Origin of the sequence: Desulfovibrio gilichinskyi, assembly GCF_900177375.1 — a bacterium.
Lineage (GTDB): Bacteria > Desulfobacterota > Desulfovibrionia > Desulfovibrionales > Desulfovibrionaceae > Maridesulfovibrio > Maridesulfovibrio gilichinskyi.
Genome location: NZ_FWZU01000001.1, coordinates 231,658 through 248,821 on the forward strand (window position 1 = coordinate 231,658; position 17,164 = coordinate 248,821).

The 17,164-nt window shown below is 43.1% G+C and carries 9 protein-coding genes; all 9 read left to right on the plus strand.

Features of this window, described 5'->3' with window-relative positions; translation table 11 throughout:
- Positions 1–137: 137 nt before the first annotated feature.
- Positions 138–3,662, plus strand: coding sequence for a pyruvate:ferredoxin (flavodoxin) oxidoreductase (gene nifJ / locus B9N78_RS01040; protein WP_085097065.1), 3,525 nt, complete (start codon positions 138–140; stop codon positions 3,660–3,662).
- A gap of 204 nt (positions 3,663–3,866) precedes the next feature.
- On the plus strand, positions 3,867–5,579 hold the full coding sequence (locus tag B9N78_RS01045; RefSeq protein ID WP_085097068.1) for an L-lactate permease: 1,713 nt from the start codon (positions 3,867–3,869) through the stop codon (positions 5,577–5,579).
- 103 nt (positions 5,580–5,682) lie between these two features.
- The gene (locus B9N78_RS01050; RefSeq protein WP_085097071.1) at positions 5,683–7,068 is read left to right on the plus strand and encodes an FAD-binding oxidoreductase; all 1,386 of its coding nucleotides are present in this window, start codon (positions 5,683–5,685) and stop codon (positions 7,066–7,068) included.
- Positions 7,069–8,367 carry a (Fe-S)-binding protein gene (locus tag B9N78_RS01055; protein WP_085097074.1) on the plus strand — a complete coding sequence of 433 codons (1,299 nt, stop codon included), beginning with the start codon at positions 7,069–7,071 and terminating at the stop codon, positions 8,365–8,367.
- A gap of 198 nt (positions 8,368–8,565) precedes the next feature.
- Positions 8,566–10,683 carry a phosphate acetyltransferase gene (pta, locus tag B9N78_RS01060; protein WP_085097077.1) on the plus strand — a complete coding sequence of 706 codons (2,118 nt, stop codon included), beginning with the start codon at positions 8,566–8,568 and terminating at the stop codon, positions 10,681–10,683.
- A complete protein-coding gene (locus tag B9N78_RS01065; protein ID WP_085097080.1) occupies positions 10,683–11,891 on the plus strand; it encodes an acetate kinase in 1,209 nt (402 codons plus the stop codon). Before pta ends, B9N78_RS01065 begins: the two co-directional genes overlap by 1 nt.
- 218 nt (positions 11,892–12,109) lie before the next feature.
- Positions 12,110–12,736 (plus strand): lactate utilization protein, encoded by a 627-nt coding sequence (locus tag B9N78_RS01070; protein ID WP_085097083.1) that lies wholly within the window; start codon positions 12,110–12,112, stop codon positions 12,734–12,736.
- A complete protein-coding gene (gene ldhH / locus B9N78_RS01075) occupies positions 12,736–14,892 on the plus strand; it encodes an L-lactate dehydrogenase (quinone) large subunit LdhH (protein ID WP_085097086.1) in 2,157 nt (718 codons plus the stop codon). Before B9N78_RS01070 ends, ldhH begins: the two co-directional genes overlap by 1 nt.
- Positions 14,893–15,276: 384 nt before the next feature.
- Positions 15,277–17,082: a methyl-accepting chemotaxis protein gene (locus B9N78_RS01080; protein WP_085097089.1), complete on the plus strand. Its 1,806-nt coding sequence runs from the start codon at positions 15,277–15,279 to the stop codon at positions 17,080–17,082.
- The last annotated feature ends 82 nt before the right edge of the window (positions 17,083–17,164 follow it).

Consider the following 17,164-nt stretch of genomic DNA (forward strand, 5'->3'; position numbering starts at 1 on the left):
TTAATAGATGTTACAGGTTTGGCACAAAACTTGAGTATAGCTTTGGTTGAGTATTCAATCTTATGCCTGCATTCAGGCTCAAAACAAAGTCTAAACTCGATGAGGTTGTTTAATTAAATCTCTAAGGAGCGAAATTAATGGCTAAAATTATGAAAACAATGGACGGTAATACAGCGACTGCACATGTAGCATATGCTATGAGTGATACTGCAGCTATTTACCCCATTACCCCTTCATCCACTATGGGTGAAGTTGCTGAAGAATGGGCTGCGCAGGGTCGCAAGAACATTTTCGGTCAGGTTTTGAATGTTAAACAGCTTCAGTCTGAAGCAGGTGCAGCCGGAGCAGTCCATGGAGCACTTGCAGCCGGAGCTCTTACTTCAACTTACACTGCATCGCAGGGCCTCCTGCTCATGATCCCTAACATGTACAAAATCTCCGGTGAACTTCTCCCCGGTGTTTTTCATGTTTCTGCTCGTGCTCTTGCAGCGCAGGCTCTTTCTATTTTTGGTGATCATCAGGACGTTATGGCTTGTCGTCAGACAGGTTTTGCAATGCTCGCATCCAGTTCCGTTCAGGAATGTATGGATATCGCATTGATTACTCATCTCGCAGCAATTGAATCCAGTGTTCCTTTCATGCACTTCTTTGACGGATTCCGTACTTCTCACGAAATTCAGAAAATTGAAGTTATTGATTATGATGACATGGCTTCTTTGCTTGATTGGGATGCTGTTGCAAATTTCCGTGCAAGAGGCATGAATCCTGAAAATCCTTCTATTCGTGGTACTGCTCAGAACCCTGATATTTACTATCAGACTCGTGAAGCATGTAATCCTTTCTACGATCAGGTTCCTTCGGTTGTCATTAAATGTATGAAGAAAGTCGGAGATCTTACCGGCCGTAAATACAAACCTTTTGACTATGTTGGACATCCTGAAGCTGAAAGAGTTATCGTTGCAATGGGTTCCGGTTGTGAAGCAATCGAAGAAGTTGTAAACCTCCTGATCGCTCAGGGCGAAAGAGTCGGACTTATCAAAGTTCGTTTGTATCGTCCTTTCATCACTGAATACTTCATGCAGGTTCTTCCTGCTACTACTACAAATATTACTGTTCTTGATCGCACAAAAGAGCCTGGTGCTCTTGGTGATCCTTTGTACCAGGATATTTGTACTGCATTCATGGAACGCGGCGAAGCCCCTGTTATTACTTCAGGTCGCTACGGTCTAGGTTCTAAAGAATTTACTCCTAGCATGGTCAAGGCTGTTTTCGACAACATGAAAGCAACCGGTCCTAAAAATCATTTCAATGTTGGTATTGACGACGATGTAACAAATACTTCACTTGAAGTTAGTGCTCATATCGATACAACTCCTGAAGGAACTGTTCAGTGTAAATTCTGGGGCCTTGGAGCTGACGGAACCGTCGGTGCTAACAAGCAGGCTATTAAAATTATCGGTGATAACACTGATATGTACGCACAGGGATACTTCGCTTACGACTCTAAGAAGTCCGGTGGTATCACCATGTCTCACCTGCGCTTCGGTCACAAACCTATTCAGTCCACATACTTGGTAACAAGTGCTGACTTTATTGCTTGTCACAACCCAAGCTACGTTCATCTTTATGACCTGTTGGACGGAATCAAAGAAGGCGGAACCTTCCTGATCAACTCACCTTGGTCAGCAGAAGACATGGAAAAAGAACTTCCTGCTTCCATGCGCCGCACTATCGCTGAAAAGAAACTTAAATTTTACACCATTGATGCTATCAAAATTGCAGCAGGTGTAGGTCTTGGTGGTCGTATTAATATGATCATGCAGACTGCATTCTTTAAGCTTTCCAGCGTAATTCCTTTTGAGCAGGCTGTTGCATTGCTTAAGGATTCCATCAAAAAAGCTTACGGTAAAAAAGGCGACAAAATCGTCAATATGAATACTGCTGCAGTTGATCAGGCTGTTGCAAACCTCGTTGCAGTTAATTACCCAGAGTCTTGGAAAGACCTTGCTGATGCTGAAGTCGCTCTCAATGACGATCCAGAATTCGTATCAGATGTCGTTCGCCCTATCTTGGCTCAGAAAGGTGATAAACTTCCGGTTTCCGCTTTTGAACCTGACGGAATATTCCCTCTGGCTACTTCTCAGTTTGAAAAACGCGGCGTAGCTGTGAATGTTCCTGAGTGGCTTCCAGAAAACTGTATTCAGTGTAACCAGTGTGCATTTGTATGTCCTCACGCTGCTATCCGTCCTGTTCTCGTAGATGATGAAGAACTGAAAGACGCACCTGAAAGCTTCGTAACTGTCGATGCTAAGGGTAAAGAATTCAGCGGTCTTAAATATCGCATGCAGGTTTACTCTCAGGATTGTATGGGTTGCGGTAACTGTGCTGATATCTGTCCTGCAAAGGAAACAGCTCTTGTTATGAAACCTATTGCAACTCAGACTCCTACTGAAATTCCTAACCTGACTTTTGCACAGACTCTTCCTGAAAAAGATGACCTTGCAGCTAGAACTTCTGTCAAAGGCAGCCAGTTCCAGCGTCCTCTCTTAGAGTTCTCCGGTGCATGTGCCGGTTGTGGTGAGACTCCCTACGTCAAAACCCTCACCCAGCTGTTCGGCGAACGCATGATCATTGCAAACGCAACAGGTTGTTCTTCAATCTGGGGTGCTTCTGCTCCTACCACTCCTTACTGCACAAACAAGAACGGTCATGGTCCTTCATGGGGCAACTCACTGTTCGAAGATGCTGCTGAGTTCGGTTTCGGTATTGAAATGGGTATTTCCCATCGTCGTGCAAAACTTGCTGACCTCGTAACTGAAGCTATCAGTGAAGGCGTTCCTGCCGAGCTGGAAGAAGCAATGAAAGGCTGGCTTGAAAACCGCAATAATGCTGCTCTTTCCGAAGAATTCGGTCAGAAGGTTATGCAGGGTCTTTATTCTGCACCTCAGACTGATCTTCTTTATGAAATTGCTGAAATGGAAGATCTGTTCACTAAGAAGTCCTTCTGGGTCTTCGGTGGTGACGGTTGGGCATACGACATCGGTTTCGGCGGCGTAGACCACGTTCTTGCTTCCGGTGAAGACATCAATGTCTTCGTAATGGATACCGAAGTATACTCAAATACCGGTGGTCAGGCTTCTAAAGCAACACCACTCGGATCTATCGCTAAGTTTGCAGCTTCCGGTAAAAGCACAGGTAAAAAAGACCTCGGTCGTATCGCAATGACCTACGGTTATGTTTATGTTGCCAGTGTTTCCATGGGTGCTAACAAACAGCAGTTCCTGAAAGCAATTCAGGAAGCTGAAGCATATCCCGGTCCTTCTTTGATCATCGCTTACGCTCCATGTATCAACCAGGGAATCAAAAAGGGTATGGGCAAAACTCAGCTCGAAATGAAGTTGGCTGTAGACAGCGGCTACTGGCCTCTCTATCGCTACAACCCACTTCTTGCTGAAGAAGGTAAAAATCCGTTCATCCTTGAATCCAAGGACCCTGACGGAACAATTCAGGAATTCATGGCCGGCGAAAACCGCTATGGCTTGCTTGAACGTACTAACCCAGAAGTCTCAAAAAAATATCGTGCGAAAATTGAAAAAGATTACAATGATCGCTACGAATATTTTAAATATATGGCTGCCGCTGGTTCCAGCGAAAGCAAATAAAAGCCTCATTGCTTGCGGGTGGACCTCAGTCCGCCCGCAAGCTCCTTTTTTTCTGTGAAGTTGAAGGTGCTTCGCAGGATTATAAGGGAGGAGTCAGTCAAAAGACTTTAAAAATTGAAATCTTATTGCGCAAATGTGGTCCGATGAAATTGTTTCATCGAAGCGTAATAACAAACTTGGATTTTTTCTGCTTAAGGAGAAAACATGTCTGTAGGAATTCTCGCTCTCGTAGCACTCGTCCCGATTGCTCTCGCTTTGATCTTGATGGTAGGAATGCGCTGGCCTGCGACTAAAGCAATGCCAGTTGCTTGGTTGTCTGCTGTTGTCGGTGCTGTTGCTGTATGGAATCTGCCTGCCGCTTATGTCGCAGCACTTACTGTTCAGGGCCTTATTACCGCTATCGGTATTCTTATTATCGTATTCGGTGCAATTCTTATTTTGTACACACTTCAGTACAGTGGCGGTATGGAAACCATTCAGCACGGTTTTCAAAACATCAGCCGTGACCGTCGTATTCAGGTTTTGATTATCGGTTACTTGTTCGCTGCATTTATTGAAGGTGCCGCTGGTTTCGGTACACCAGCAGCTTTGGCAGCTCCTTTGCTCTTAAGCCTAGGTTTCCCTCCTCTTGCTGCAGTTGTTATGTGTCTGGTTTTCAACTCATTCCCGGTAACATTCGGTGCTGTTGGTACTCCTGTTATTCTGGGTATGAAATATCTGACCACACTTGTTGACGCAGCTGTTCTTGCTTCTGCTCCTGGTGTAAACTTCCATTCAATGGAGATGTTTGATAAAATCGTTGGTCAGTGGTCAACTATCATGCATCTTCCTATGATTTACATTCTTCCTTTGTTCATGCTCGGTTTCATGACTCGTTTCTTCGGTCAGAACAAGAGCTGGAGCGAAGGCTTTGCAGCTTGGAAATTTTCATTATTCGTTTCAACTGTTTTCGCAGTTCCTTACCTTTTCACCGCATGGTTTGTCGGACCTGAATTCCCATCACTCATCGGTGGTCTTGTAGGTCTCGGTCTTGCGATTGTAGGTGCTAAAAAAGGTTTCTGTGTTCCTGAAAAAATATGGGATTTCGGTCCTTCCTCCACTTGGGATGCCGAATGGACTGGTACTGTTTCAGCTGAAAACTCTACTGAATTCAAGGCTCATATGAGTCAGGCTCGTGCTTGGGCTCCTTATATCCTTATCGGTATCATTCTCGTTATTACTCGTATTCCTGACCTCGGACTTAAAGGTCTGCTTGCAGGTGTATCTATTCCTTTCAAAAACATTCTCGGTTTTTCAAGTGTTAATGCTTCCATTCAGTATCTTTACCTTCCAGGTACTATTCCTTTTGCTCTTGTTGCTATTCTTACTATCTTCATTCACAAGATGCCTAGCGACAAAGCCGCAAAAGCATGGAAAGAAGCTATCGCAAAGATGAAGAACCCAACAATTGCGTTGTTCTTCTCCGTTGCTCTGGTTTCCATTTTCCGTGGTTCCGGTATTGCTGATGCAGCACTTAACCCTCACAACTACTTGTCTATGCCTCTTGCATTGGCAGACGCTGTTTCCGGTCTTGCCGGTCAGACATGGCCTATGTTCGCATCATTTGTCGGTGGACTCGGTTCATTTATCACTGGTTCAAACACTGTTTCCGACCTTCTGTTTGCTGAATTCCAGTGGGGCGTAGCTTCAAGCCTTAATATGTCTCATCAGATTATTGTTTCTGCTCAGGCCGTTGGTGGAGCTATGGGTAACATGATCTGTATTCACAACATTGTTGCAGGTTGTGCTGTTGTTGGACTTTCAGGTATGGAAGGTGCTATCCTCAAGCGTACTGTATGGCCTTTCCTTCTTTATGGTCTGATTGTAGGTGTTGTCGCATCTCTCATGACCTTCGTCTTCTTACCTCACCTGTTCTAATTTGTTTTAATACCCGGCCGGAGATATCTCCGGCCGGGTTAAAAAAACAAATAGAAAAGGTTAATTATATACTTATAAAGATTTTAAGACAGGAGCTAACTTAATGTCCAATGCAAAACTGGCAAAAGAATTTGAAAAAATAGTCGGAGCTGGAGGCGTTCTGCATACAGAATCAGACCTGCATTCATATTCTTACGATTCAGCGGTCCTTAATCCTGCTGTTCCTTCACTTGTTATTAAGCCGACTACAACAGCACAGCTTGGACCAGTTACGAGACTTTGTAACGAACATGGCCTTCCTATGACTGTTCGCGGCGCTGGAACCAATCTTTCCGGTGGAACTATTCCTCACCCTGGCGGAGTAGTAGTTCTTACCAACGGCCTTAATAAAATTCTGGAAATCAACGAAGAAGATCTATACGCAGTTGTTGAACCAGGTGTTGTTACTGCACAATTTGCAGCAGAAGTCGCAAAACGCGGTCTTTTTTACCCTCCAGATCCAGGTAGTCAGGCTGTTTCAACTCTCGGTGGTAACGTTGCAGAAAATGCTGGCGGTCTTCGCGGCCTTAAATACGGCGTTACTAAAGATTACGTTATGGGAATTGATTTCTTCGATGTTAACGGTGACCTCATTAAATCAGGATCACGCACAGTCAAATGCGTAACAGGTTACAATCTCGGCGGACTTATGGTCGCTTCTGAAGGAACTCTCGGAGTTTTCAGCAACATTATCTTTAAACTAGTTCCTCCTCCAAAAGCTTCTAAAGCTATGATGGCTGTTTTCGACGATATTGATAAAGCTTCCGAAACTGTTGCAGCAATTATTGCAAACCATATTGTTCCTTGTACTCTTGAACTTCTTGACCACGTAAGTATCAAATATGTTGAAGCTTTCACTAAAGCAGGTCTTCCAACTGAAGCTCAGGCCATTCTTTTGATTGAAGTTGACGGTCATCCTGCTGAAGTTGCTGATGATGCTGAAAAGGTTGTTAATATCTGTAATAAAATCGGAGCTACTTCAGTTCATGCTGCTGAAACCGCAGAAGAACGTGAAAGCCTCTGGTTTGCTCGTCGTAATGCACTTCCTGCTCTTGCACGTGCACGGCCTACAACTGTACTTGAAGATGCAACTGTTCCACGCAGCCAGATCCCTGCAATGATCCGCGGCGTGAACAAAATTGCTGAAAAATATAATATTGCTATCGGAACCTTCGGTCATGCCGGTGACGGTAATCTTCATCCTACAATCCTTTGTGATAAGAGAGATAAGGAAGAATTCCATCGCGTAGAAGAAGCTGTTAATGAAATCTTCGAAGTAGCACTTTCACTTAAAGGAACCCTCTCAGGTGAGCACGGAATCGGAATGGCTAAATCCAAATGGATGGTGAAGGAAACTTCACAGGCTACTCTTGATTACTCTTTGCGTATGAAGAGAGCCATCGATCCTAAGGGAATTCTTAATCCCGGCAAAATCATCGAGGTTAGCTAAATGTCTGACGTTCAAAAATTAGCTAAACAACTCATGGAGTTGGACGACCAGATGGTCGCCTGTATGAAGTGTGGTATGTGTCAGGCTGTTTGCCCTGTTTTTGCCGAAACCATGCAGGAAGCTGACGTAACACGTGGTAAGATTGCTCTTCTAGAGAAACTTGCACATGAATTGATTACTGACCCTGATCAGGTTAATGAAAAACTTAACAGATGTCTGCTTTGCGGATCATGCGCTGCGAACTGTCCAAGCGGTGTTAAGATCATGGACATCTTTATTAAAGCACGCGTTATTGTAACAACTTATAAAGGTTTGTCCTCAACTAAAAAGTTGATATTTAAAGGACTCTTGACCCGTCCTAAGTTGTTCAATTTCCTGACCGATATGAGCGCGAAGTTTCAGGGACCATTTGAAAAAGTTGCTGACAAAGCAGCCGGAACCTCGAGCTGTGCTCTTTTAAACCCTATTATCGGTGAGCGTCATTTTATGCCGCTTTCCAAGCGTCCTTTCAGAAAAGATTACCCAAGTGTTGATACACCACGCGGAGCCAGCGGCCTTAAGGTTGCTTTCTTCCCCGGATGTGTTGTTGATAAAATGTTCCCTCATGTGGGACATGCAGTAATGGACGTCCTCAAATATCATGGCGTTGGAGTTTTCCTGCCTAAAGGACAGTCCTGCTGCGGAATTCCTACTTTGGCTTCCGGAGATCAGGAATCTTTTGTGACGCTGATGAAGCAGAATGTTCAAGCTTTTGAAGACGGCACATTTGATTATCTCGTTACTCCATGCGCAACTTGTACTTCGACTATAAAAGAAACATGGCTTAAAATGGTAGACGATGAAGATCCTATTTTCAAAGAAAAAGTTAAGGATCTTGCTGATAAAGCTATGGATATAAGTGCGTTTTTAGTTGATGTTGTCGGAGTAAGCTTAACAGCAGAGCAGGGCAGTGGTGATAAAGTCGTGACATATCATGACCCTTGTCATCTTGCCAAATCTCTTAAAGTTACTGCTCAGCCACGTTCACTGCTTAAAACGAACGGCAAATATGAGTTTAAAGAAATGAACGAAGCCAATCGCTGTTGTGGTAGCGGTGGTAGTTTTACTCTTTATCATTACGACCTGTCTAAAAGCATTGGTCAGCGTAAAGCTGCAAATGTAAGAGCTGTCGGCGCAGACGTTGTCACAACTTCATGTCCTGCATGTATGATGCAGCTCGGTGATATGCTGTCGCAGTCCGGTGGTGGAATTGAAGTTAAGCATGTTATTGAAATTTATGCAGATGCATTGAAAAAATAGTTTAAAGTAGTCCAGATCTGAAAAACGGTCTGGACTACTTAACAAAAAACCGCTTTTATGGAGTGGTTGGATTTTATCGGGTATGTAGGAAAGTAAAGTTACTTCCGGCCCGTTTGGCTATCATGTTGAACAGTGCGGGTATTGTCTGATCCGGAAAACAGATACCCAACCCCCCGCACGACACACAGGAGTTTTCCAGTGTCTAATAATTTGTATATTACTGCCACCGAAGAGAAAAGCGGTAAATCTGCTATCGCTTTGGGCGTAATGCAATTGCTACTTAGAGACATACAAAATGTCGCTATTTTCAGGCCTATTATCAATGATAATCAGACTGGCTCTCGCGACCATGATATCAATCTTTTGATGAGTTATTTTAATCTTGATATCAATTATGAGGACACCTACGCTTACACTCTTAAAGAGGCTAGAGAGCTGATAAACAGTGGTAAACATTCACTGTTGCTCGAAAACATTCTGAATAAATACAGTAAGCTTGAAGAAAAATTCGATTTTGTCCTTTGTGAAGGAACCGATTTTCAGGGAAAAGACCAGAACTTTGAGTTTGATATCAACGCGGAAATAGCCGCTAACCTCAGTTGTCCGGTTTTGCTTGTTGCAAACGGCAGAGGAAAAACCACAGAAGATATCATTGCTTCAACCCAGCTTGTTATTGATGCTTTGGAAGACAAGGGCGTAGATACCGTTGCTGCTATAATCAACAGAATTTCAGCAACTACGACAGAAATGACTGAAATCGTTTCCGGCATCAAGAGTAATACAAGATGTGCTCAGGACCTGCTTGTTTACGGTATTGCTGAAGACGAAAGTCTCGGTAACCCGAGCATGAATGATGTCCGTAAATGGCTCGACGCTTCTGTTCTTTACGGTCACGGCAGACTTGATACTCTCGTAGACGACTACGTTATCGCTGCTATGCGTATCGGTAACTTTCTGGAATATATCGAAGCCGGAAGCCTGATTATTACACCCGGTGACCGTTCCGATATCATTTTGAGCAGTCTTGCATCAAGACTTTCTACTTCATTTCCAGATATTTCCGGTATTCTTCTTACCGGAGGTTTGCAGCCCAGCCCTAGCGTGCACAGGTTGATTGAAGGGTGGACCGGAGTACCGATTCCTATCCTTTCCGTAAATTCTAATACTTACCGCACTACTCAGATTCTGAGCGAACTTTACGGACGTATTGATCCTGAAGACCAGCGTAAAACAGCTTCTGCACTTGGAACATTTGAAGCACATGTTGATTCAAATGAACTCAGACATCGCCTTGTTTCTACAAAATCAGATAAAGTTACTCCTAAAATGTTCGAGTACAAACTGGTTCAGAAAGCAAAAGCACACAAGCAGTGTATTGTTCTACCTGAAGGTACTGCTGAAAGGGTTCTGCGCGCAGCGGATATTCTTACCCGTCGCGGCGTAGCTGATATCGTTCTTATCGGTAAAGCTGATGAAGTCGGTTCTAAGATTTCTGCTCTCGGTCTTGATATGAATAATGTCAGAATCCTTGACCCTGAATCTTCTCCTCAGTTTGCAAGTTATTGCGAAACTTATTTTAAACTTCGCGAGCATAAAGGTATCCGTATGTCGGATGCTAAAGACAGAATGCTTGATCCTACCTATTTCGGTTCCATGATGGTCCATATGGGTGATGCAGACGGAATGGTTTCAGGTTCTATCACAACAACTGCGCAGACAATCCGTCCTGCTTTTGAGTTCATCAAAACAAAACCGGGAGCATCCATTGTCTCCAGTGTTTTCCTGATGTGTTTGAAAGACCGCGTTCTTGTTTTCGGAGACTGCGCTGTCAACCCCAATCCTAATGCTGAACAGCTGGCTGAGATCGCTCTCAGTTCCGCTCAGACTGCACGTATTTTCGGTGTTGAACCTAGAGTTGCTCTGCTTTCATACTCAACAGGTCAGTCCGGTAAAGGTGCTGATGTTGATAAAGTTAAAGAAGCCGTACGCATTGCGAAAGAACGTGCTCCTGAACTTCTGATTGAAGGACCTTTACAGTACGACGCCGCAATTGATCCAACTGTTGCAAAAACAAAACTTCCGGACAGTCAGGTAGCAGGACGCGCAACAGTGTTCATCTTCCCTGATCTTAACACCGGAAACAACACATACAAAGCTGTACAGCGTTCAGCTGAACAGTCGGTAGCAATCGGGCCTATTTTACAGGGGCTTAACAAGCCGGTTAACGATCTTTCCAGAGGATGTACTGTCCCTGATATCGTTAACACTGTTGCTATCACCGCAATTCAAGCTCAGGCAGAAAAAGGACTTATTTAATGAAGATATTAGTAATTAACGCAGGCAGTTCATCCATCAAATATCAGCTTCTTGATATGGAAGCTGGAAAACCTCTTGCTTCAGGTATTGTAGAACGTATCGGCGACGATATGGGTAGCCTTACTCACAAAGCATTTATGGGAACTCCTAAAGAGTTCAAAGAATCTATTGAATGCCCATTCCCTACTCATAAAGAAGGAATGCACGAAGTTGTCAGACTTCTTACCGACCCTGAAAAAGGTGTTATCAAAGATAGTTCTGAAATTGCCGGAATCGGTCATAGAATCGTTCACGGTGGCGAACTTTTCTCAACTCCTGTTGAAGTTACTGCAGAAGTTCTTCAGGGAATCAGAGATGTTATTCCTTTGGCTCCATTGCACAACCCCGGTCATGTTATCGGGATTGAAGTTGCAACGGAACTTTTTCCAGGTGTAAGACAGGTTGTCGTTTTTGACACTGCTTTCCATCAGACAATGGAACCTAAAGCATTCATGTACGGTATTCCTTACGAATATTACGAAGAGTTCGGTCTTCGTCGTTACGGCGCACATGGAACTTCTCATAAATATGTTGCTCGTGAAGCCGCTAAAGTTCTCGGTAAACCTCTTGAAGAGTGCAATCTTGTTACTGTTCACCTTGGTAACGGAGCTTCGCTTTCCGCTGTTAAAAACGGAAAATGCATAGATACTTCCATGGGACTCACTCCTCTTGGCGGTATCATCATGGGAACACGCTGCGGCGATATCGACCCAGCCGTTGTCGGTTTTATCTCTGAGAAAAAAGGCATGAGTGCGGCTGACGTTGTTAAAATGCTTACCAACGAAAGCGGACTTAAAGGTATTTGCGGTTCTAACGATCTTCGCGATATTCATGCCCGCATTGAAAAGGGTGACGAACGCGCAGAATTGGCTCTTGATATGGCAACTCATAGAGTTCGTCAGTTCATAGGCTCTTACTTCTTCGAACTCGGCAAAGTAGATGCAATCATCTTCACAGCCGGAATCGGTGAAAATGATCCTGTTTACAGAGCTAAATCCTGTTCAGATCTCGAAAACTTCGGAATTGTCATGGATTCTGACAAAAACTTGAACTGGGATAGAACCCCATCTGCAATCAGTGCCGATAGCAGTCCTGTTAAAGTTTTAGTCATTGCAACAAATGAAGAGCTCGAAATTGCTAACGATACTGTTGCAGTTCTTGGATTGTAGCAGATAATATTAGAATAAATCCGGTGTGTGGAGTGAATCTGCGCACCGGAGTAGTTGTAAGGTTCGGGCCGTTCCGCTTGTGGAACGACCCGATTAACATACCCCAGATCAGACTGTGGAAGGGCTGAGTGCTGCAATCGAGTGGAATCGACGCTGTATTACTCTGGGATTGCCAATGGATATTACAAAGTAGTGTACCCTTTGACCGTGGAGAAAAAATGACAGTCGATAATGGAAATGTCAAACTTTTCACTGAAAAAGCTGGAATAGCGTCTGCCGTTGTTTCAGAAGTGTCCTCTCTTGAAGAGGCGTTTCAGTATACAATTGATCTTTGTGGCAAGAAAGAAGCTTGTAAACTTCTTGTCTCAGGCTGCGAAGAAGGTCTTTCTTCTAAAGCCGGTGAACTTTGCGAAGCAAAAATCGGAAAAACCATAGCCGCGCCTGCTTTAAGCAAAAAACAGTTTTCTTCTCTGGAAAAACTCTGTTCAGAGAATGGTTTTGTTCTATTAAAAGACGGAATGCGTAAACACCTTGGTGGAATTGACATCGGTTTTTCCTTTGTCGATCACGGTATCGCTGAAACAGGTACTCTTGTGCTTAACTGCCGCAGTGAAGAATTGAGAATTGCAACTATGGTCAGTGAAATTCATGTTGTCGTTCTTCCTAAATCTAAGATTGTAGCTGATTCTTATGACTTGGAATCTTTTATGGAAGAATGCATGAAAAAGGCTGATTACACATCTTTTATTACCGGACCAAGCCGTACAGCGGATATTGAACGTGTTCTTGCTATAGGTGTACATGGACCGCTGGAACTTCATATTCTTCTTCTGGAGGGCGTATAATGCAGGACGCGACTAGCTTTAAAGAGTACAAAGATCAGATCGATGAGGCTTTAGGGAATGACTTTTTGCGCACCGCAATGGATAAATTTGCCATTGCTTACCGCACCGGCAGAGCCAATGCTTTTGCAAGTATCGACGATAAGGCATTAATAAAAGAAATCGCTGATGCAAAGGATTGTGCTGCTCAGAATATTGATGCACTTTATGCTCAGTTCAAAGAAGAAGCTGAAAAGAAAGGTGCTGTCGTTCATTTAGCTAAAGATGCCCAAGAAGCAAATGAAATAATCGGACGTATTGCTCTTGCAGAAAAATGTAAGACTATAGTTAAGTCTAAATCTATGACTGCTGAGGAAACTCTTCTCAACCATCATCTGGAAGATCTCAATCTTCAGGTTATTGAGACTGACCTTGGTGAATGGATTATTCAGCTTCGTCATGAAGGCCCAAGCCACATGGTTATGCCTGCTATTCATCTTTCCCGCCATCAAGTAAGTGATTTATTTACTGATGTTACCGGTAAAAAACAGGATGACGACATTCAGAAGCTTGTAAAAGTTGCTCGCCGTGAACTTCGCCAGAAATTCACGGAAGCTGATATGGGTATTTCCGGCGGTAACTTCGCAATTGCCAAATCAGGAACAGTAGGTATCGTTACTAATGAAGGTAACGCAAGGCTCGTTACAACATTACCTCGTGTTCATGTTGCTCTGATGGGACTTGATAAACTCACACCTAATTTGCATGACGCTTTGCGTGTTCTGAAAGCTCTGCCTCGTAATGCAACAGGTCAGGCTATCACATCTTATGTTACCTGGGTAACCGGTGCTAACGAGTGTGCAACTGCTGAAGACAGCACAAAGAAAGTTCACTTTGTCTTCCTTGACAATGGCAGACGCGCTCTTGCAAAAGATCCTCTATTTTCTCAGGTTCTGCGCTGCGTACGTTGCGGTGCATGTGCCAATGTCTGTCCGGTTTATCGCATGGTCGGTGGACATAAGATGGGTCATATCTATATCGGAGCTATCGGCCTCATTCTCACGTACTTCTTCCATGGAACTGATAAAGCTAAAAACCTTGTTCAGAACTGTATTAACTGCGGAGCCTGTAAAGAAATTTGCGCAGGCGGAATAGATCTTCCAGGCCTGATCAAAGAAATTCACGCTAGAATTCAGGACGAAGAAGGCCATCCTCTTACTTCTGCATTGCTCGGTAAGATGATGAAAAATCGTAAACTGTTCCACAAATTCCTGCGCATTGCAAAACATGCTCAGAAACCTGTGGCAGGTAAAGATGGATTCATCCGTCACCTTCCAATGATATTTGCTCCTAATCATGACTTCAGAGCTCTCCCGACCGTTGCTAAGGTTCCTTTCCGCGATATGTGGGATAAAGTTAAACCTGCAAAGGTTGCTAATCCTAAGCATAAAGTAGCTATCTTCTCCGGCTGTGTGCAGGATTTCGTTTATCCTGAGCAGTCTGTAGCCACAGTTGAAAGTATGAGAGGAAAGGATATCGCTCTTGAGTTCCCTATGGATCAATCCTGCTGTGGACTTCCTTTGCAGATGATGGGTGAAAAAGAAGCATGTAAAGATGTCGCAATTCAGAATATGGAAGCTTTCGAAAATTCTGACTGTGAATACATTTTGACCATGTGTGCTTCCTGTGCATCGCACCTCAAGCACAACTATCCTAAAATGCTTGGACATGATCCTAAATACGCGATTCGCGTTCAGGAATTTGCTGATAAAGTTATCGATTACAGTTCCTTTATGAATGATGTTGTCGGTGTCAGTGAAGATGACTTCCTTGATTCAAAAGGTAAAAAAGTCACTTATCATGCACCTTGTCACCTTTGCAGAGGGCTTGAAGTAAAAGACGCTCCTCGTGAGTTGATGGTTAAAGCCGGACTAGACTACATCGAATGTGCTGAAGAAGAAGTCTGTTGTGGATTTGGCGGAACATATTCAGTTAAGTTCCCTAAAGTTTCTGCACAGCTGCTTGCTAAGAAAATGAATAATATCAAAGAAACCGGCGCAGATATTCTGCTTACTGACTGTCCAGGTTGCGTTATGCAGCTTCGTGGTGGTGCTAAGAAGAATGGACTTAATGTTGAAGTTCACCACATATCTGAACTGATATCTGAACGTAGAAAATAGTTAATACAACAAATCAGCTGCCACGCTAAAAGCGTGGCAGCTGATTTTATAAAAATTTTATAGTTGCGGCATGTAAATAACATTGCCTCCTTATCCGGTACTTTCACCTCGCAACTGAAATAAATCGGTTACCTGTCGCACTGCTCAGGCTTTTCCATTCGCTCGCCCGATGGAAAAGCCTTTTTTTAAATAAAAACTAGGGAATATTTATTATATAATTGTAATTATATTATGGACATTATTTTAAGATTTATTTTGCTACTCCATAATCTTTTTAAGAACTATTTTTTTTTGGATTATTACTATAAAATTAGCTAACGTATTATCTACATTTTCAATTTAATATGGCTCTGTTCTAAAGTTAGATAGTATAAGGAGAATGACATGTTAAAAAATTTATCAATCGGTGGCAGATTTCTTGTACTGCTAGTAATTATGTTTTTATTTATAATCTTGAGTGGTGCAATGTTTTTTATTCAGACTCAGGATATTTCTGAATACGGAGTTGATGAGATTCAAAAGGTTATGCTCACTGAGGAGAAAGCTAAAATTGAGGTTGCAACTAAAACCATTGCATTATCGCTTGGAGAAGAGTTGCAAGGTGTTCCCTCTCTTGATGAAAAAATAGAATTTATAAGAAAAGCAATTGATAAAATAAGATTTGAAAAAGATAAATCAGGATATTTCTTTGTTTACAAAGGAACAGTTAATGTCGCTTTGCCAACAAAAAAGGAAGCGCAAGGAAAGGATTTAGGAAAAGTTAAAGACAAAAACGGAGTATTATTTGTTCAGGAATTAAACCGTGCCGCTCAGGGCGGAGGCGGGTTTGTAACATATGTTTTTGATAAACCAGGAAAAGGTATTCAGCCTAAATTAGGCTATGCAGAAATGATTCCGGGCACTGATATGTGGATTGGAACAGGTGTCTACATTGATAACATTGAAGAAGCTAAAGCCAGTATCAGTGGTGTGATGATAAGCCAGGCTGAATCTGGTACTATTAGAATTGCGCTTGTCATCGGGGCTGTTTTAGTCTTTTTTGTTTTACCACTTTGTTTGTTCATGACTCGTTCTGTTGTTCACCCGCTTAATGAAGCAACCGATGCCGCAACTAAAGTTGCTTCCGGTGATCTTGGCGTAAAACTGAGTCCTAAAGGTAGAAATGAAATTTCTACTTTACAGAATGCGTTAAATTCTATGGTTGTTACTCTTTCATCTAATCTTAAAGATATTGAAGCGAAGAGCGCAGAAGCTGCAGAGCAGACCCGTGTCGCCAAGTTGGCAGCCAAGGAAGCGAACGAAGCTCGTGCTGCAGCTGAAGGTGCGAAGAAAGAAGGGATGCTTGCCGCTGCTACCAAGCTTGAATCTGTTTTGCATAATATTGTAGATATTTCAAAAAATGTTGAAAAGAGCACTCATGAAATAATGACCGGAAGTGATTTTCAAAAGCAGTGTATTGCGGAAACAGCCGCAGCAATGGAAGAGATGACAGCTACTGTTCTTGAAGTTGCCAGAAATGCTTCTGAAACGAATAAAGACACTGAAGATACAAAAAATAAAGCATCTGAAGGACAGCAGGTTGTTCAAGGGACCATCGAGTCCATGGTCGGTATTCAACAGCAGACAAATGACCTTGGTGAGTTGATGGATAAACTTAATACTCAATCAACTGATATTGGAAATGTTATCGGTGTAATTAACGATATTGCCGACCAGACCAATTTGCTGGCTCTCAATGCTGCAATTGAGGCTGCAAGAGCCGGAGAAGCCGGGCGCGGTTTCGCGGTCGTAGCTGACGAAGTTCGTAAGCTGGCGGAAAAAACTATTGGCGCAACAGACGAAGTTGAGAAAAGTATCGCTTTGATTCAGCAACTGGCTAAGCAGAATATTTTAGGTATGCAAAGCGCAGTTGAAGCAATCAGCGGAGCCACAGACCATTCAAGGGCTTCAGGGACCGTTCTTGCAGAAATTGTTAAACTTGCCGGTAACGCTGCTGGACAGGTCCAGTCTATAGCCACAGCAGCGGAAGAGCAGTCTGCAACGTCCGAAGAAATTAACCGAAGTATAGCTGAGATTGACTCTATGACTGAGGATAATGCTAAAAACAGTATGCGTGCAGCAGAGGCCGCAAAGGATCTTTCCGGTGAAGTTGACGCACTAGTTGCTCTTGTTGAAGAATTACGTAAGTAATTATGAAATATTTTTTTTGAGTGTATTGGCACTCAAAAGAGCAAGGGCAAATAGGTGAGCGGTTGTTTTTAGTACTGACGTA